The 18,253-nt window shown below is 69.6% G+C and carries 16 protein-coding genes, 1 rRNA gene and 1 riboswitch; of the genes, 3 read left to right on the top strand and 14 right to left on the bottom strand.

The window, feature by feature from the left end; translation table 11 throughout:
• Window positions 1–46: 46 nt before the first annotated feature.
• Window positions 47–799: a CPBP family intramembrane glutamic endopeptidase gene (locus IE136_RS22365; RefSeq protein ID WP_189601206.1), complete on the bottom strand. Its 753-nt coding sequence runs from the start codon at window positions 797–799 to the stop codon at window positions 47–49.
• A 177-nt stretch (window positions 800–976) separates the two neighbouring features.
• A complete protein-coding gene (locus tag IE136_RS22370) occupies window positions 977–2,476 on the bottom strand; it encodes a glutamate-cysteine ligase family protein (protein ID WP_158985215.1) in 1,500 nt (499 codons plus the stop codon).
• A gap of 479 nt (window positions 2,477–2,955) precedes the next feature.
• Between IE136_RS22370 and IE136_RS22375 the strand changes: the two genes are divergently transcribed.
• Window positions 2,956–3,555, top strand: coding sequence for a hypothetical protein (locus IE136_RS22375; protein ID WP_158985217.1), 600 nt, complete (start codon window positions 2,956–2,958; stop codon window positions 3,553–3,555).
• A 333-nt stretch (window positions 3,556–3,888) separates the two neighbouring features.
• Window positions 3,889–4,095: a DUF5999 family protein gene (locus IE136_RS22380; RefSeq protein WP_137990635.1), complete on the top strand. Its 207-nt coding sequence runs from the start codon at window positions 3,889–3,891 to the stop codon at window positions 4,093–4,095.
• Window positions 4,096–4,221: 126 nt separating this feature from the next.
• On the opposite strand, the gene gcvP is transcribed toward IE136_RS22380, so the two are convergent.
• Entirely contained in the window at window positions 4,222–7,107 is a 2,886-nt protein-coding gene (gcvP, locus tag IE136_RS22385) for an aminomethyl-transferring glycine dehydrogenase (protein ID WP_158985219.1), read from the bottom strand.
• A gap of 181 nt (window positions 7,108–7,288) precedes the next feature.
• A riboswitch (glycine riboswitch) is annotated at window positions 7,289–7,387 on the bottom strand.
• A gap of 63 nt (window positions 7,388–7,450) precedes the next feature.
• On the opposite strand from gcvP, the gene IE136_RS22390 reads away from it, so the two are divergent.
• The gene (locus IE136_RS22390; protein ID WP_158985221.1) at window positions 7,451–7,870 is read left to right on the top strand and encodes a PRC-barrel domain-containing protein; all 420 of its coding nucleotides are present in this window, start codon (window positions 7,451–7,453) and stop codon (window positions 7,868–7,870) included.
• A gap of 63 nt (window positions 7,871–7,933) precedes the next feature.
• On the opposite strand, the gene IE136_RS22395 is transcribed toward IE136_RS22390, so the two are convergent.
• From IE136_RS22395 to rrf, 11 genes are all read right to left on the bottom strand, one after another.
• Window positions 7,934–9,334: a DNA polymerase IV gene (locus tag IE136_RS22395; RefSeq protein WP_229819021.1), complete on the bottom strand. Its 1,401-nt coding sequence runs from the start codon at window positions 9,332–9,334 to the stop codon at window positions 7,934–7,936.
• 91 nt (window positions 9,335–9,425) lie between these two features.
• Window positions 9,426–10,049, bottom strand: coding sequence for a MerR family transcriptional regulator (locus IE136_RS22400; protein WP_189601207.1), 624 nt, complete (start codon window positions 10,047–10,049; stop codon window positions 9,426–9,428).
• Between the two features lie 189 nt (window positions 10,050–10,238).
• Window positions 10,239–10,712 carry a bifunctional nuclease family protein gene (locus tag IE136_RS22405; RefSeq protein ID WP_158985224.1) on the bottom strand — a complete coding sequence of 158 codons (474 nt, stop codon included), beginning with the start codon at window positions 10,710–10,712 and terminating at the stop codon, window positions 10,239–10,241.
• 53 nt (window positions 10,713–10,765) lie between these two features.
• On the bottom strand, window positions 10,766–11,509 hold the full coding sequence (gene ftsR, locus IE136_RS22410; protein ID WP_158985226.1) for a transcriptional regulator FtsR: 744 nt from the start codon (window positions 11,507–11,509) through the stop codon (window positions 10,766–10,768).
• A 29-nt stretch (window positions 11,510–11,538) separates the two neighbouring features.
• Window positions 11,539–12,483 (bottom strand): FHA domain-containing protein, encoded by a 945-nt coding sequence (locus IE136_RS22415; protein ID WP_189601230.1) that lies wholly within the window; start codon window positions 12,481–12,483, stop codon window positions 11,539–11,541.
• An 82-nt stretch (window positions 12,484–12,565) separates the two neighbouring features.
• A complete protein-coding gene (locus tag IE136_RS22420) occupies window positions 12,566–13,417 on the bottom strand; it encodes a DUF881 domain-containing protein (RefSeq protein WP_158985231.1) in 852 nt (283 codons plus the stop codon).
• Window positions 13,418–13,422: 5 nt separating this feature from the next.
• Window positions 13,423–13,755, bottom strand: a complete 333-nt coding sequence (locus tag IE136_RS22425; RefSeq protein WP_158985233.1) for a small basic family protein — start codon at window positions 13,753–13,755, stop codon at window positions 13,423–13,425.
• On the bottom strand, window positions 13,752–14,681 hold the full coding sequence (locus IE136_RS22430) for a DUF881 domain-containing protein (RefSeq protein WP_158985235.1): 930 nt from the start codon (window positions 14,679–14,681) through the stop codon (window positions 13,752–13,754). The genes IE136_RS22425 and IE136_RS22430 overlap by 4 nt, the downstream gene beginning before the upstream one ends.
• 100 nt (window positions 14,682–14,781) lie before the next feature.
• Entirely contained in the window at window positions 14,782–17,277 is a 2,496-nt protein-coding gene (locus IE136_RS22435) for a mannose-1-phosphate guanyltransferase (protein ID WP_158994043.1), read from the bottom strand.
• A 118-nt stretch (window positions 17,278–17,395) separates the two neighbouring features.
• The gene (gene clsA / locus IE136_RS22440; RefSeq protein ID WP_158985237.1) at window positions 17,396–18,004 is read right to left on the bottom strand and encodes a cardiolipin synthase ClsA; all 609 of its coding nucleotides are present in this window, start codon (window positions 18,002–18,004) and stop codon (window positions 17,396–17,398) included.
• Between the two features lie 148 nt (window positions 18,005–18,152).
• Window positions 18,153–18,253, bottom strand: a 5S ribosomal RNA gene (gene rrf, locus IE136_RS22445); the annotation flags it as partial.

Consider the following 18,253-nt stretch of genomic DNA (forward strand, 5'->3'; position numbering starts at 1 on the left):
CGTCGCCGTACGCCCCTTCGCTTCGCACTCCCGCTCTCGCTCCCGCCTACGCGGTGGGCAGCCAGCCGACCTTCCCGGCCAGCAGCCCGTATCCGACGAAGGCCACGATGTCGAGCAGCGCGTGCGCCACCACCAGCGGCCCCACCCGCCCCCACCTGCGGTAGAGCCATACGAAGACGACGCCCATGACGACGTTCCCGATGAAGCCGCCGATCCCCTGGTAGAGGTGGTACGAGCCGCGCAGCACCGAGCTCGCGACCAGGGCGGCCATCGGCGTCCACCCCAACTGCCCCAGCCTGCGCAGCAGGTAGCCGACGACGATGACCTCCTCCAGTACGGAGTTCTGCACCGCCGACAGGATCAGGACGGGGTACTTCCACCACACATCCGGCAGCGACTCGGGCACCACGGTCAGGTTGAAGCCCGCCGCTCGCGCCACCAGGTAGAAGGCGAGGCCGGCGCTGCCGATCCCGGCGGCGACGAGCGCGCCGCGCGCCAGGTCCGGCCACGGCCTGGACCGGTCGAAGCCGATGACCTTGAGCCCCGCCCCCTCACGCACCAGCAGATGCGCGACGAGCAGGACGGGGATCAGTGCCGAGGCGATCCCGAAGAGCTGCCAGGCGAGGTCGAGCCACGGCCGGCCGGGCGCGTACGAGCCGTTCAGCGTCGCCGCCTGATCCTTGAGACCGCCCGGCTTGGTCAGCGAGCCGAGGAAGCTGATGAGCGCCGAGACGCCGCTGGCCCCGAGCGAGAGCGCGAGCACGAGCACCGTCTCGGAGCGCAGGATCCTGCGCGGCATGCCCTCGGGGGGAAGAGAATCGGCGACCACTCGTTGATCCGACACCACACCTGTCTCCACTTCCCCATCGCTTTCCGGGTACGGAGATCATGCGCGACGAGCCTGTGCGGACGCCATTCCGGTGCCCGGCCGCCGTTCCCCGGCAAGGGGTGCCGCTCCCGCCCCCCTCGCGCCGCCTCAGTCGATCCCCACCGGCCAGGTGTGCACCGGCTCCCCCGCGTGCATCAGCTCGGCGTACCGGCGGGTCGTCGCCGCGAGGGCCGCGTCACGGTCGAGGCCGGCCTCCAGCGCCTTGTGGAAGGTGTCGGCCTGCCAGGAGGCGCCGTTCACCCGCGCCCGGCAGCGCTCCTCGATCACCCCGAGGTAGAAGTCCCGGTCGGCGGCCTCGACGTGCCAGGCGTCGAGCCCCGCCGCGGCCAGCGGCAGCAGTTCGTCGAGGACGAGGCGTACGGCGGGGATGCTCGCCACCCCGCCCGACCGGCCCGGGCGCGGCCAGCGCAGCTCCGACTCGATCCCGTGGCGGCAGGCGGCGTCGAAGTTCGCGGCGGCGTCCTCGAACGGCAGCCGCTTCCACACCGGTCGCGTTTCCTCGGCGAGCGCCCTGACGAGCCCGTAGTAGAAGGCCGCGTTGGCGACGACGTCGGTGACGGTCGGCCCGGCCGGCAGCACCCTGTTCTCGACCCGCAGGTGCGGGACGCCGTCCACCCACCCGTACACCGGGCGGTTCCAGCGGTAGACCGTGCCGTTGTGGAGGACGAGTTCCTGCAGCCGCGGCACCCCGCCCCGGTCGAGGACGAGGAGCGGGTCTTCCTCGTCGCAGATCGGGAGCAGCGGGGGGAAGTACCGCAGGTTCTCCTCGAAGAGGTCGTACGCGGAGTCCACCCACCGCTCCCCGAACCAGGTCCGGGGCCGTACGCCCTGTGCCTGGAGTTCGGGCGGTCTGGTGTCCGTGGCCTGCTGGAAGAGCGGCGGCCGCGACTCCCGCCACAGCTCGTGACCGAAGAGGAACGGTGAGTTGGCGCCGACGGCGATCTGGACCGCCGCCACGGCCTGCGCCGCGTTCCACACCGCGGCGAACCGGGCGGGCGTGACCTGGAGGTGCAGCTGCACGGAGGTGCACGCCGCCTCGGGAACGATCGACGTCGACGTGCACGTCAGCCGCTCCACGCCCTGGATGTCGAGCACGAAGTCCTCGCCCCGCGCGGCGACGATCTGGTCGTTGAGAAGGGTGTAGCGGTCGACGGCGGAGAGATTCTCGAAGACGAGATCCCGTTGCGCGAGCGTGGGAAGAATTCCGATCATGACCACGCCCGCGTCGACTTCGCGGGCCTTGCGGTCGGCATATCCCAGACCGGTTCTGAGCTCCTCCGCGAGCCGGTCGAAAACCCGGCCGCCGAGACGGTGCGGAGCGATGTTCACTTCGAGATTGAACATTCCGAGTTCCGTCTGGAAATCCGGACTCGCGATCCGGTCGAGCACCTCCCCATTCACCATCCGGGGCATGCCGTCGGCTCCCGCCAGATTGAGTTCGATCTCCAGGCCCATCAGATTCCTCGGCCGGTCGAACCTCTTGTCCGCCAAGAGCCTCGCGAGCCCCGCCAGACACTGCTGGAGCTTTCTCCGGTATCGCTGGCGATCGGACAGGCCGAACCCGTCTGCCACGACCTTCTCGCCCATCGAAGCGTCCCTCCCGATTCTCGGCAGCGGCGACGGCCGCGCGCGTCTCGGACGATGATGCCCAGCACGATTGATCCATAACGCCTGCGGGGCGACCCCGTCGAGCGATAGGCTGGAGGAAGCACCCGCCCGGCACATCCCGATGGCACCTGGCTAAAGACATATTCCAGAGTCATAATTGCCGGAAGGGTGGGATCGCTATTCGGCCGTCCGCATCCGTGACGACGCCGCAGGCAGACGAGGCGCACCCGCCCGGAAGCCACCGAATCACCCCATAAACAAGGCCGGATGAGGTCTTGCCCGCAATATCGGCGACCGCTAGCGGAAACAATGCGTGAACACGTCTCGTATAAACTCCGCTGACGAGGCAGAGTGTTGGCGCCCGGCCATGGCCTCATGGCCCCTCCGGCCCGGCAGCTGACAGCGCCGTCGTACCTGCCCACGCGTCACCGTGTCTCCTGAGTGAGAGGCGACCCACCATGCTCCGACCCTCCCCGGCCCCTGCGCCGGCCCTGCGCAGTGTTCTCGCGGCCCTCGGTTCCCCCACCGCCGTCCGCGAGGCGCGAACTCCCGCTCTCAGGTCCGCCCAGGGGCCGCTGAGCCCCGAGCTGCCCCTGCCCGTCCATGTCCTCGACGTACGGGACCAGGTCGTGCCGCCGGGGCAGGCACCGCGCACACGGCTCGCCGCCTGGCGATTCCTCATCCGGAGCACCGACCGGACCGTCGCGGCCGCCGACACGATGCTCACCCCCGACGGCTGGTCCTTCTCGCACTTCTTCGAGGGTCCCTACATCACCGCCACGGAGCGGGCCCTGCTCCACGCGGAGGCGCTGCCCACCCCGTACCAGCCGCGTCTGCTCTCCGTACCGGAGCTGTACATGCTCACGCTCTGGCTCCACGGCGACACGGAGGCGGACGGCGCCTCGGCCACACTGGACCCGGCCGACCTGCTCGTCCCGCTCGCTCCCGCGCCGCCGGGCATCGCCGCCCACCGCCCGCACCGCGTCGCGGACCTCCTGCCCGTCCTGACCCTGCGCGTCACGTCGCCGCCTCTGCTGGGCTCCCCGGCGCCGGCCTGATCCGTCTCACCCGGACACGCGCACGCCTCCCGCCCCGCGGCCGACCGGGCCGCGGGGCGCGATGCTGTCCGAACGCTCGCGTCGAACACCCCGCCCCGTACGGACTAGCCCACTGGGGCTACCCCGAACCACCCGAAGAGACCGCCCAGTTGAGCTGAACCGCCCGCGCGGGTGATACGTCTTCATGCAGTAGGAAGAGCTGCCGCGAAATACCTGCGGATCGACGTCCGTGGGGGAACACTGGACCAACCGAACCGACAACGGGGGGCGGCCATGAGCACCACACCGAGCCGCAGGACACCACTCACCACGACGCAGCGAAAGAACCCACCCATGTGCCAGCACCAGCCAGCCTGTCCCACCGCCGACTCCGCCGACCGGGAGGCGGCCCGTCTGATGGCACACCACCCCGAGCAGGGCTGGAGCCTGCTGTGCAACGGGGTCCTGCTCTTCGAGGACACCGGTGAACTGCTGCCCGACGGCCAGATCATCGCCCCGCACCGCCCTCTGACGGCGGGACGCGTCACGACCGCCGCCTGAGGCGGAGGCGCCGGAGCGAATCAGGGTACGAGCGAGCACCGACGAGCGAGCACGTACGAGGTACACGACAAAGGGCCGGCCCGGAGGAGACCTCCGAACCGGCCCTGACTCATGCCCGGTTCATGCTCAGTTGTCGTACTCGTCCAGCGGCGGGCAGGAGCAGACCAGGTTGCGGTCGCCGAAGGCCCCGTCGATCCGGCGGACCGGCGGCCAGTACTTGTCCGCCGCCGACACACCGGCCGGGAAGACCGCCACGTCACGGCTGTACGCGTGGTTCCACTCGCCGCCCAGCGCGGCCGCGGTGTGCGGCGCGTTGCGGAGCGGGTTGTCCTCGGCGGGCCACTCGCCCGACGCGACCTTCTCGATCTCGCCGCGGATCGCGATCATCGTGTCGCAGAAGCGGTCCAGCTCGGTCAGGTCCTCGGACTCGGTCGGCTCGATCATCAGCGTGCCGGCCACCGGGAACGACATCGTCGGCGCGTGGAAGCCGTAGTCGATCAGACGCTTGGCGATGTCGTCGACGCTGACCCCGGTCGCCTTGGACAGCGGGCGCAGGTCGACGATGCACTCGTGGGCGACCAGACCGGCCGGCCCGGTGTAGAGCACCGGATAGTGCGGCTCCAGGCGCTTGGCGATGTAGTTCGCGGCGAGGACGGCCACCTGCGTGGCGCGCTTGAGGCCCTCGCCACCCATGAGACGCACGTACGACCACGAGATCGGCAGGATGCCGGCGGAACCCCACGGAGCCGCCGAGATCGGGCCCACGCCTGTCTCCGGGCCCGCGGTGGGCTGGAGCGGGTGGTTCGGCAGGTACGGGGCGAGGTGCGCGCGGACGCCGACCGGACCGACACCCGGACCGCCGCCCCCGTGCGGGATGCAGAAGGTCTTGTGCAGGTTGAGGTGCGAGACGTCGCCGCCGAACTTGCCCGGCTTGGCGAGGCCCACCAGCGCGTTGAGGTTGGCGCCGTCCACGTACACCTGACCGCCGGCCTCGTGGACCTCGGCGCAGATGTCGGCGACGTGCTCCTCGAACACACCGTGCGTGGACGGGTAGGTGATCATCAGCACGGACAGCTCGTCGCGGTACTGCTCGATCTTGGCGCGCAGGTCCGCGACGTCGACCTCACCGTCGTCGGCGGTCTTGACGACGACGACCTTCATGCCGGCCATCACGGCGCTCGCGGCGTTGGTGCCGTGCGCGGAGGACGGGATGAGGCAGACCGTGCGCTGCAGGTCGCCGTTGGCGCGGTGGTACGCGCGGACGGCGAGCAGACCGGCCAGCTCGCCCTGCGAACCGGCGTTGGGCTGGATCGACACCTTGTCGTAGCCGGTGACCTCGGCGAGGCGCTCCTCCAGCTCGGTGATGAGCGTCAGGTAGCCCTGCGCCTGGTCGACCGGGGCGAAGGGATGCATCTGGCCGAACTCGGGCCAGGTCACCGGCTCCATCTCGGTCGTCGCGTTCAGCTTCATCGTGCAGGAGCCGAGCGGGATCATGCCGCGGTCCAGCGCGTAGTCGCGGTCGGCGAGCTTGCGCAGGTAGCGCAGCATCGACGTCTCGGAGCGGTGCGCGTGGAAGACCGGGTGGGCCAGGTACGCGTCGGAGCGCAGCAGCGCGGCGGGCAGCGCGTCCTCGGTGGCGGCGTCCAGGGCCTCGATGTCGGCGTCGACACCGAAGGCGCCCCAGACGGCACGGAGCTGGGCACGCCCGGTGGTCTCGTCACAGGAGACCGACACGTGGTCGGCGTCGACGAGGTACAGGTTGACCCCCGCCTCACGGGCGGCGGCGACGGCCTCGGCGGCCTTGCCCGGCACGCGGACGGTGAGGGTGTCGAAGTACGAACCGTGCACGACCTCGACGCCACCGGCGGTGAGGCCCGCGGCGAGGACGGTGGCGTACCGGTGGACGCGCTGGGCGATCTGCTTCAGACCGTCGGGGCCGTGGTAGACGGCGTACATACCGGCCATGACGGCGAGCAGCACCTGAGCGGTGCAGATGTTGCTGGTGGCCTTCTCCCGGCGGATGTGCTGTTCGCGGGTCTGCAGCGCCAGGCGGTACGCCCGGTTCCCGTCGGCGTCGACCGAGACGCCGACCAGGCGGCCGGGCAGCGAGCGGGCGTGCTTGTCCTGGACGGCCATGTAGCCGGCGTGCGGACCGCCGAAGCCCATCGGCACGCCGAACCGCTGGGTGGTGCCGACGGCGATGTCGGCGCCGAGCTCACCGGGCGAGGTGAGCAGGGTCAGCGCGAGCAGGTCTGCGGCGACGGTGACGATCGCCCCGAGTTCGTGGGCGGCGTCGATGACCGGCTTGATGTCCCGTACGGCACCGGAGGCGCCCGGGTACTGGAGCAGCACGCCGAAGACGCCGCGCTCGGCGACATCGGCCGGAATGCCGTCGCTCAGATCCGCGACGACGACCTCGACCCCGGTCGGCTCGGCGCGGGTCTCGATCACGGCGATCGTCTGGGGCAGGGCGTCGGCGTCGACGAGGTACACACCGTTCTTGACCTTGCCGACCCGGCGGGACAGCGCCATGGCCTCGGCGGCCGCCGTGCCCTCGTCGAGGAGCGAGGCGCCGGAGGTGGGCAGACCGGTGAGGTCGGCGACCATGGTCTGGAAGTTGAGCAGCGCCTCCAGACGGCCCTGGGAGATCTCCGGCTGGTAGGGCGTGTACGCCGTGTACCAGGCGGGGTTCTCCATCACGTTCCGGAGGATGACCGGCGGCGTGAAGGTGCCGTAGTAGCCGAGGCCGATCATCGGCGCGAGGACCTGGTTGCGGTCGGCGAGCGTACGCAGCTCGGCGAGGACCTCGGCCTCGGTGCGGGCGGCGGGCAGACCCAGCGCCTCGGCGTTCTTGATCACGTCCGGCACGGCGGCGGCCGTGAGCTCGTCGAGGGAGCCGTAGCCGACCTGCGCGAGCATCTTGGCCCGTGCTTCGGCGTCGGGCCCGATGTGCCGCTGCTCGAACGGGATGCCCTGTTCGAGTTCGGAGAGCGGGGTGCGGTTGGCGGTCATGTACGGAGGCCTCCTGGTCGTCACGACCTGCGAGGGGCACCACGGCGCGGGTGCCCGGACGGCCTCCCCCTCTGTCATCTCAACCTGAGAGCTTCACCGGCGCACGCCTGAGGGCACGCCGACTTTCACCGTCGGTGAGAGCGGATGCCGTCGCAGCGTCCGCCCTGCTTTCCAGAGTGACCTCGTCCGTGCGGTACGGGGGCCTGAGAGATTCCGGGGAGGATTTGCTCCTTCGGCGCCTCCGAAAGGTTTCTCCGGAGGACTCTCCCGCACGGGGTCGACAGCCACAACCAGCCTACCAGCGCGGTTCCCGCTGCCATCGCTCAAGTGGCCGACATCCCAGATGTGCACTTTCGTAGTCTTTGACAAGCAGTCGCGACCTGTTGGAGGGACCGTGCAGACCGACATCGATCCGCGCAGCCTGATCGGCCGCAAGGCGTACGACCGCGACGGAAACAAGATCGGCACTGTGGACGAGGTGTATCTGGACGACGCGACCGGCGTACCGGAGTGGGCCGCGGTCCGCACGGGGCTGTTCGGCAGGGACGCCTTCGTCCCGCTGGAGCCGAGCGAACTGATCGACGACGGCCTTCACGTCCCGTACGAGCGCTCCTTGATCAAGGACGCCCCGGACTTCGGTGTGGGCCGCCATCTGTCCCCGGAACAGGAACTCCAGCTGTACCGCCACTACGACATCGCCCTCCCCGCGCCCCCACCCCCGGACCACGACTTCGGCCGCCTGGCAGGCCGGGAAGAGGCCTGAGGGCCTTCCGCCGTTTCCCCGCCCCCGAGCGCCGTCGGCGCTGCCGCCGATGGCGCTGTGCCGCTACGGGACCCCCAGCCCGGCCGAAGGCCGGGCGCAGCCCTGCTGGGCGACCGCCGCCGCACCGTCCGCACGCCCCACCAATGGCAGCGGCTCCCCCACCTCCAGCTCCGGATCGTCCACGAGAAACGTCCGCACCCGACCCGGCGCCGACCCCGGCACCTCGAAACGGACGGTGACCCGCCCCACCCCGCTCCCCTGCACCCACCCGGCGCCGTACACGGCATGCCGTACGTCGTGCCCGGGCACCCACCGCCGCTCGGCGGGCGCCTCCGGCGCCGGGGCCTCCGCCTCGGGCGCTTCCACCTCCACGTGGGCGCCAGACGAAGGCTCCGCCGCCTGGGCGAACAGATCCTCCTGCGTGTAGTCCGCGAGGCCGCTCACACCCACTCCCAGCAGCCGCACCCCGCCCGTCGTGTCCACCGCCTCGAGCAGCCGCGCCGCCGCCTCCCGCACCACCACGGGATCGTCCGTCGGCCCCCGCAGCGTCTCCGAGCGGGTGAGCGTCGAGAAGTCGAACCTTCGCACCTTCAGCACGATCGTCCGCCCCGAGTGCCCGGACCCCCGCAGCCTGCGCACACACCGTTCCGCCAGCCGCTCGACCTCGGTCCGGATCCGCACGCGGTCGTGCAGGTCCACGTCGAACGTGTCCTCGACGGAAACCGATTTCGCGTCCCTCTCGGCCACCACGGCTCTGTCGTCGTATCCCTGGGCCATCCTGTACAGCGAGGCCCCGTGCGACCGCCCCAGGAGCCGTACGAGCTCGTCCTCGCCCGCCTCCGCGAGGTCCGACACCGTGGTCATCCCGGCTCGGCGCAGATGCTCGCCCGTCGCCGGCCCGACCCCGGGGAGGATGCGCACGGACTTCGGCCCGAGCAGCTCCCGCTCCGTCCCGGGCTCTATGAGCACGAGCCCGTCGGGTTTGGCCTCCTCCGAGGCGATCTTCGCGATCATCTTGGACCCGGCCAGTCCCACCGACCCGGTCAGCCCCGTCGCGGCCAGGATGTCCCTGCGCAGCCGCTCGCCGGTCGCACGCGCGCTCGCACCGTCGTCGGCCGCTCCCCCGGCCTCCAGGTCCACGAACGCCTCGTCCAGGCTCAGTGGCTCCACCAGCGGCGACAGGCGCCCCAGGAGCTCCATGACCTGCTCGCTGATCGCCCGGTAGAACGCGAAGCGCGGGACGAGGTACGCCGCGTTCGGTGCCAGGCGCCGCGCCTGCCCCATCGGCATCGCTGAGTGCACCCCGAAGCGCCGAGCCTCGTACGAGGCGGTGGCGACGACCCCCCGCGGACCGAGGCCTCCGACGACCACCGGCTTCCCGCGCAGACTCGGCTTCGCCGCCTGCTCGGCGGCGGCGAAGAAGGCATCCATGTCGAGATGCAGGATCGTCGGCGCGGCTCTCACAACTCCGATGCTGCCCTACGCCACTGACAATCGACCAGCACACCCGTACGACCGCGACCCGCACCCCTGGGCGCCACGAACCCCGCGCCCCTCAGACCGCCCGGTCCCGCCGCCGTCGCGCCAGCTCGTCCCCCGGGTTGTGCCCGATCAGCGTCTCGCCGGTGTCGATGCGCTCGCCGTGCAGCTGGGAGAGGGCCGCCTCGACATCCCGCCAGACCACGCCCACGGCGATGCCGAACACCCCCTGCCCACCCTGGAGCAGGTCGACGACCTCGTCCGGCGAGGAGCACTCGTAGACCGTCGCCCCGTCGCTCATCAGCGTCATCCGTTCCAGATCACGGAAACCGCGGGCACGCAGGTGCTGTACCGCTGCCCGGATGTTCTGCAACGCGACACCCGTGTCCAGGAAACGCTTGACGATCTTGAGGACGACGACGTCGTGAAAGCTGTACAGCCGCTGCGTCCCCGATCCGTACGCCGGCCGGACGCTCGGCTCCACGAGCCCGGTACGCGCCCAGTAGTCCAACTGGCGGTACGTGATCCCCGCCGCCGCACACGCGGTCGGGCCGCGGTACCCCACCGTGTCCGTGCCGGCTTCCGCGCCCTCGCCCGCGTTCGTCCCGAGGTCGCCCACACTGCCGTGGAGCGGATACGGACCGCTCTCCCCGGGCGCTCGCCCGAGGGAGCCCCCTGCCGTACCGTCGCCGCTGCTCATCACGCCGACCCTCCGTCCTTGACCTGCCCACACGAAGGTAGGCAGTCACTCGGGGTGCGTCAACGATCGCCACACTCGGCACGCCGAGTGATAATCACCCTGAGAGTGGTTTCCCGTATCCCTCTTCGGGGAAAGGCTGCTCGAATGCGCTGACGCACCCTCGGAGAGCGTGTCACGGGCGGCTTGAAATCACTGGCTGCTGGAACCGAAGTCCTCCGGAGAGATCTGGTCGAGGAATTCGCGGAACTTCTCCACCTCGTCCTCCTGCTCGTCTGGAATCGCGATACCGGCGTCGTCCAGGACACCGTCACTGCCGAAGATCGGCGTGCCGGTGCGCAGGGCAAGCGCTATGGCGTCGGACGGCCTGGCGCTCACCTCGACACCGCTGGCGAAGACCAGCTCCGCGTAGAAGACACCTTCACGGAGATCCGTGATGCGGACCTCGGTGAGCTCTTGGCCCACGGCTTCAAGGACGTCCTTGAAGAGGTCGTGCGTCAGCGGCCTGGCAGGCGCCATTCCCTGCTGGGCGAAGGCGATCGCGGTCGCCTCACCTGGTCCGATCCAGATGGGGAGGTACCGATCGCCTCCCACTTCACGCAGGAGCACGATCGGTTGGTTGGAGGGCATTTCCACCCGGACACCCACAACGTCGAGCTCGTTCACACAGCAACCCTAGGACGTGCTCGGCCGGTTTGGGTAGTCGGGCCCCCTCAAGGTCACTGCACCCGGAGTCCCAGCGCGGTCTGGACCAGTGCCGCGTGGAGCCGTACGGAGAGCCCCGCGAGCTCCTTGGCCGTGGCCTCCGCATGGGCCCTGGTCTGCGGATTACGGTGCCGACGCAGCGGCGCGACCATCTGTTCGACCAGTCCCGCCTCCCGGTCTGCGGCCGCTTTGACCGCCCGCAGATGCCGCGGTTCCAGACCGAATCTCCCCAGATCCGCGACCAGACGGGCGACAGTGATCGCCTCGGCGTCGTAGCCGCCCTCGGCTCCCGGGGCCAGGAGCCCGTACGACTCCCACTCCGCGAGCTCCTCCTCCGTCACCTCCGCGGCCGCGAGCAGCTCGGCCCGGCCCACCCGTGCGGCGGTGGGACGGTCGCTCTCGGGGTCCCAGGCGCCGTCGAGAAGATCCCGCTGCGGGCTCGGGGACGGCAGCTTGACCTGCTCGCCCCGGGCCATGGCGTCGAGATGCTCACGGATGACCTTCAGCGGAAGATAGTGGTCCCGCTGCATCCGCAGGATCTGAGCGAGCCGCTCCACGTCCTGCGGGCTGAACTTCCGGTACCCGGAGGCCGTACGCCGGGGCTCGACGAGCCCCTCGGCCTCCAGGAAACGGATCTTGGAGATGGTCACTTCGGGAAACTCGTCGCGCAGCTGGCCCAGCACCGTACCGATGCTGACCAGCCGGTCGCCCGCGGTGGCGGTGCCGTGTCCGGCACCGCCCGTCGGTGATCGCAGCATGGACCTTCCCTGAAGGCTTCTCCGAGGCGTTACACGCCCCGCTGGCTCGAGTAGAAGACCAGGCGGTACTTGCCGATCTGCACCTCGTCGCCGTTGGACAGGACGACCGAGTCGATCGGCTCGCGGTTGACGTACGTGCCGTTGAGGCTGCCGACATCGGCGACGGTGAAGCTGCCGTCCTGCGCCCGGCGGAATTCCACATGGCGGCGGGAGACGGTGAAGTCGTCCAGGAAGATGTCGCTCTGCGGGTGACGGCCGGCCGTGGTCAGCTCACCGTCCAGCAGGAAACGGCTGCCCGAGTTCGGACCGCGCCGCACCACGAGCAGCGCCGAACCGGCCGGCAGCGCCTCGACCGCCGCGAGCGCCTCGGGAGAGAGGGACGGCAGCGAGGTCTGGCCGGTGACCTCGGCGTCGTAGGCCTCGAGACCGGAGATCGAGATCGTCGACGTCGTCTCGGACGCGCGCTCCGAGGGCGCCCCGCCCCGCAGCGGCGTACCGCAGTGAGAGCAGAAACGGCTGTCCGCGGTGTTGCGGTGACCGCACCTCGTACACACCGGCATGGACGCATCCTCCTGCCGCGGCTGACCCGCGGAGGTTTGGGTCGCATACGGGTCGGGGGTGAACCCTCCACCCGCACTTGAGGTTGATGGTTCTCCGAAACCTATGCGGCCGGCACCGGCAGGGTCAACAGACGACGCGCCCTGTGTGCCCGGAATGTCACCGCCACCCTGTTCACCGACCTCGTCGCGGAAGAGCGGGCGCTCGCCGCCCGGCTCCTCGCTCTGGGCATGGCGCGGCGCGCGGTGCTTGGCGTTGCCGCCGTCCTCGCGTGCGCTCTTGCCGAACAACTTCGCAAAAAAACTCACGGGCGATTCCCCTTGACCGAAACAGACCCGCCCGTGGGGCAGGACGAACCCTGAATGAACACACCTGCCGACCCGGACATCCTCACAACGTCCGTATCCTCCCGACAGTTTCCACCACGCACCACGCTTGTGGTGCGGCGACCCCCCGCAACGTCTTGCCCTTGTCGCGGGACCGCCATGCGCCCCCGCGTCACTGCGAGGACGACTGAGCGTAGTCAGGCCGCTTCGCAGGTCGCAAGGCGTCCACAACGATCTTCTGGGAACGGGCCACGGAGGCCGTGGCCTGCTCCTTCTCCAGGGTCTGGACGACTCCACCGGGGATGTTGAGCGCGGGCTCGAGATCCTCGGGCTTGCCGATGACCTTGAAGACGTACGGAGCGGCCACCTTCGTTCCATCGATCTCTATCGAACCGTCGCCGCCGGAGAAATAACTGTCCGCGACCACTCGTACGTCGTTGACCTGGATCGCCTCGGCGCCTGCCGCCCTGAGCTCCTGGATCGCGTCGAGCAGCATGTCGGACTCGACCGCTCCCGCGCCGTCCGAGATGGTCAGGGTGATGCCGGGACCCTCGGCGGCTACCGTGCCGGCCAGGATGCCGAGCTGCCGCTCCTTCTCCTGGGTCTGCTTGCGCGCCTCTTCGGCCTGGTCGGAGCTGGTCTCCAGCTCCGAGCGCTGGGTCCCGAGCCGCGTCTTCTCGTCCTCCAGGCGCTGCGTGCGGTCGTCGAGCTCGTCGAGGATCCGCACCAGGTCCTCCTGCCGGGCTCCGCGCAGCGCGCTGTTGTCGCTGGTGGAGCGGACCTGGATGGCGAGACCGAGACCGAGGACGAACAGCAGGACGGCGACGATGAGTTGGGCCCTGCTCACCCGCGGCGGCCACAGCCCGGCGGCGAGCCGCTGCCGTCCGGTCAGCTCCTGCTTCTCGCCCACGGGCGTCTCACCGCTCGTCGGCGTCCCGTTCGCGGGCACCTCGTTCTGAGGCGTGCCGTTCCGAGCGTTCTCGTTCTGGGCGTTCTCGTTCTGAGGCGTGTCGTCGTCGCTCATCGGCCTCACGCCCGGAAGACGTGCCGCCGGATGGCGGCCGCGTTGGAGAAGATCCGGATGCCGAGCACGACGACGACGCCGGTCGACAGCTGCGCGCCCACGCCCAGCTTGTCGCCGAGGAAGACGATCAGCGCCGCCACGACCACGTTCGACAGGAAGGAGACCACGAAGACCTTGTCGACGAAGATCCCGTCGAGCATGGCCCGCAGGCCGCCGAAGACCGCGTCGAGGGCGGCGACCACGGCGATCGGAAGATAGGGCTCGACCACCGCCGGCACCTCGGGCCGGACGAACAGTCCGACCACCACTCCCACGATCAGGCCCAGTACGGCGATCACGATGTGCCCTTCCCTGTGTCGGCCGTGGCCTGTCCGGTGGCCTTGGCCGCCCCGGCTCCCCTCGGCACTGCTGTACGTACGATCAGGCTCGGCGCGGCCGGCAGCCGCACCTCGGCCTCGGCCGAGATGCTGGTGCGGATCCCGAAGTTCTCCTGCAGCGCGTGCAGGTACTGTCCGTCGGCGCTGTCCTGGAACGCGGTGCTCAGCCGCCGGCCGTCCCCCACGGCGAGCACGGTGTACGGCGGCACCAGCGGCTTGTTGTCGACCAGTATGGCGTCGCCCGCCGCCCGGATCGCGGAGAGCGACGTCAGCCGCTGGCCGTTGATCGCCACAGCCTCCGCGCCGGATTCCCACAGACCGTTGACGATCCGCTGCATGTCCCGGTCGCGCACCCGGCCGGTGTCGGAGAACCCGCTGCTCTCGCGCGGCCCCCCGCCGCCCTGCTCGGTGTCCTTGGCGTCGTCGACGACGAGCTTCACGCCCGGCCCGCGTACGGGCGTCGCACCCGAGAGGAGTGCCACGAGCTCGGTCTGGTCGCCGCCGTGCTGCTCCAGCACCTTGCGCTGCCGCTCCCCGACCTCGTCGCGGATCTTCTCGACGTCCTGCTCCAGCCTGTCGGCCGCCGTCGTCTCCGCCTCGATCCGGTCGATGAGCTCCTGCCGCTCCTTGGCCACGACCGGCGCGGAGATCCTCGCCTCGGCCGCGCCCACGGTGACCACGGCCGCGGCGAGGACGAGGCCGGCGGCGAGTCCCAGCTTGGCGCGCAGGGTACGCGGCAGTCCGCCGCCCTCCGCCGCACGCCGGGCCGACGCCTCCGCGTAACCGTCGTCGAGAGCGTGGTCCATCACGTTGTTCAGCAGCGACATGGACGCGTCCGGACGCGCGGGCGGTGTTCCGGTGCTCCGAACGGGGTGCTGCTGCGACATGCCGCACATCGTCGCACGTCGGCGGGGCTACCGCCGAATGGCCCCACCGATGAGCGGGGAGGCGCGCTGGGGGCGCCTCCCCGCTCATCGGCTCGGACCGTCAGTGACCTGCGCTGTCCACCACACTCGACCACTCGTCGAGCAGGGCTTGGGCCGAGGTGTCGTCCGGACCCTCCGCCCACAGGTGGGTGACGGCCTCGGCCGGGTCGGGCAGCACCATCACCCAGCGCCCGTCGGCCTCCACCACCCGCACCCCGTCGGTGGTGTCCACGGACCGGTCGCCGGCCGCCTCCACCACCCTGCGCATCACCAGACCCTTGACCGCCCACGGCGTGGCGACATCCCGCTTGAGCACATGGGCCCGCGGAATACGGGCGTCGATCTGGCTCAGCGTGAGCTGCGTCCGTGCCACCAGACCGATCAGCCGGACGAAGGCGGCCGCACCGTCGAAGACGCTGCTGAACTCGGGGATGATGAAGCCACCGCGACCGTCACCGCCGAAGATGGTGGACTCCTCGCGGCCGACCCGGGTCAGATCGTCCGGAGAGGTCGTCGTCCACTCCACCTGAGTGCCGTGGTACGCGGCGACCTGCTCGGCGATCCTCGTGGTGGTCACGGGCAGTGCCACCCGCCCGGAGCGCCGCTCGGCGGCCACCAGATCCAGCATGACGAGCAGCGAACGGTCGTCCTCGATGATCCTTCCCCGCTCGTCGACGAGCGAGAGCCGCTCACCCACCGGGTCGAACCGCACACCGAACGCCGCCCGCGCCGAGGCCACGATCTCCCCGAGCCGCACGAGTCCTGCCCGCCGCGTCTCGATCGACTCGGTGGGCCGCGACTCGTCGAGCCCCGGGTTGATCGTCAGCGAGTCGACCTGCAGTCGGCCGAGCAGGCTGGGAAGGACGAGCCCGGCACTGCCGTTGGAGGCGTCGACGACCACCTTGAGGCCCGCCTCCGCGATGCCGGAGGTGTCGACGTTCCGCAGCAGCGATCCCGTGTACGAGTCGAAGACGCTCGCCGGGAAGGACAGGTCCCCGATCTCGCCCGGGAACGCCCGCCGGTACTCCTGACGCGCGAAGACCCGGTCCAGCTTCCGCTGTCCTGCCTGCGAGAGATCCGCTCCCCGTTCGTCGAAGAACATGATGTCGACGGAGTCGGGAACACCGGGCGAGGTCCGCAGCATGATCCCGCCCGCGCTGCCTCTCGCGGTCTGCTGCCTCGCCACGGGCAGCGGTACGTTCTCCAGGTCGCGTACGTCGATGGCGCTGGCCTGCAGCGCCGAGATCACCGCACGCTTCAGCGCGCGGGCACCTCTGGAGTGGTCACGCGCGGTGGTGACCGTGGACCCCTTCTTCAGCGTGGTCGCGTACGCGCCCGCCAGCCGCACGGCCAGCTCTGGCGTGATCTCCACGTTGAGGATGCCGGAGACCCCGCGTGCTCCGAAGAGATGCGCCTGGCCGCGCGACTCCCAGATGACGGAGGTGTTGACGAAGGCGCCCGCCTCGATCGTCTTGAAGGGGTAGACGCGTACGTTCCCCTGCACGATCGATTCTTCACCGACGAGGCACTCGTCCCCGATGACAGCGCCGTCCTCGATCCGGGCGGCCCGCATGACATCGGTGTTCTTCCCGACGACGCAGCCGCGCAGATTGCTCTGCGGGCCGATGTAGACATTGTCGTGGATGACCGCCTTGTGAAGGAAGGCGCCGGTCTTGACGACCACGTTCGAGCCGATCACGGAGTGTTCTCGGATCTCCGCGCCGGCCTCGACCTTGGCGTAGTCGCCGATGTAGAGCGGCCCGCGGAGAACGGCGTCGGGGTGGACCTCGGCCCCCTCCGCGACCCAGACACCCGGCGAGATCTCGAAGCCGTCGAGTTCGACCTGCACCTTTCCCTCGAGCACGTCGGCCTGCGCCTTGACGTAGCTCTCGTGGGTGCCGACGTCCTCCCAGTAGCCCTCGGCGACATAGCCGTAGATCGGCTTGCCTTCCTTCATGAGCTGCGGAAAGACGTCACCGGACCAGTCGACCGGAACGTCGGCCTCGACATAGTCGAAGACCTCGGGCTCCATGACGTAGATGCCCGTATTCACCGTGTCCGAGAAGACCTGCCCCCAGGTCGGCTTCTCGAGGAAGCGCTCGACCTTCCCTTCCCCGTCCACGATCGTGATGCCGAATTCCAGCGGATTCGGCACACGGGTCAGGCAGACGGTGACCAGGGCGCCCTTCTCCTTGTGGAAGGCGATCAGGTCGGTGAGGTCGAAGTCGGTGAGCGCGTCGCCCGAGATGACGAGGAAGGCATCGTCCTTCAGTGCCTCCTCGGCGTTCTTGACGCTCCCCGCGGTACCGAGCGGTTTCTCCTCGTTGGCGTACGTGAGCTCCATACCGAGCTCCTCGCCGTCACCGAAGTAGTTCTTGACGAGCGAGGCGAGAAACTGCACGGTGACAACGGTCTCGTTGAGACCGTGCCTCTTGAGCAGTCGCAAGACATGCTCCATGATCGGCCGGTTTGCCACCGGCAGAAGAGGCTTGGGCATGCTTGAGGTCATGGGGCGAAGTCGGGTTCCTTCGCCACCGGCCATCACGACGGCCTTCATGTCGGAAGCGTCCTCCTTCAAGAGACGACGGTCCTGCCGACTTCACCCTGTCCGCTCAGTGACCCCTGCGGCGTCCTCTTTCATGCCGGCGACGTTGCAGGCACGGGAACGGACGGGCTCAATCGGCCTCGGTATCCGCCTTGACGAGTCGGCGGACCTGGACCACGTAGAGGATCCCTGCCCACCAATACAGAGTTGTACCCCATCCGGCGAAGGCCCACCCGAAAACTTCAGCGAGTGACGCAAGCCAGCCCGTTCCGTCACTGAGCAGCAGGAGGGGGAAGGCGTACATCAAGTTGAATGTCGCGGCTTTCCCGAGGAAGTTCACCTGCGGCGGCGGATAGCCGTGCCGACGGAGGATTCCCACCATCACAAGCAACATCAGCTCGCGCGCCAAAAGGGCCAGGGCGAGCCAGAGCGGCAGGATCTCCCGCCAGGTGAGCCCGACGAGGGTGGAAAGGATGTAGAGCCGGTCGGCGGCGGGATCGAGGAGCCGGCCGAGCTTGCTGATCTGGTTCCAGCGCCGGGCCAGCTTGCCGTCGAGATAGTCGCTGACACCGCTCAGCATCAGCACCAACAGCGCCCAGCCATCGCTCTTGGGGCCACCGAACTCGGGACGGAGAATCAGCCACAGGAAGAGGGGCACGCCCAAGAGGCGAGCCATGCTGAGGATGTTGGGGATGGTGAGCACCCGGTCCGTCTGAACGCGAGTCTCCTGGACCTCCACCCGGGGGCCTCCTGTGGGAACGTGCCAACGATGCCCCCTGACCTTACCTTCCGTCATGAGGGAGGGCTGCACAGGGGTCGACCACTCGCCCGTGAACGCAAAAATGCCTCAACCCCCGGACGGAGTCCGGGGGTTGAGGCTAAAAATTGTTCGGCGGCGTCCTACTCTCCCACAGGGTCCCCCCTGCAGTACCATCGGCGCTGAAAGGCTTAGCTTCCGGGTTCGGAATGTAACCGGGCGTTTCCCTAA

It is taken from the genome of Streptomyces lateritius, assembly GCF_014649715.1.
Taxonomy (GTDB): domain Bacteria; phylum Actinomycetota; class Actinomycetes; order Streptomycetales; family Streptomycetaceae; genus Streptomyces; species Streptomyces lateritius.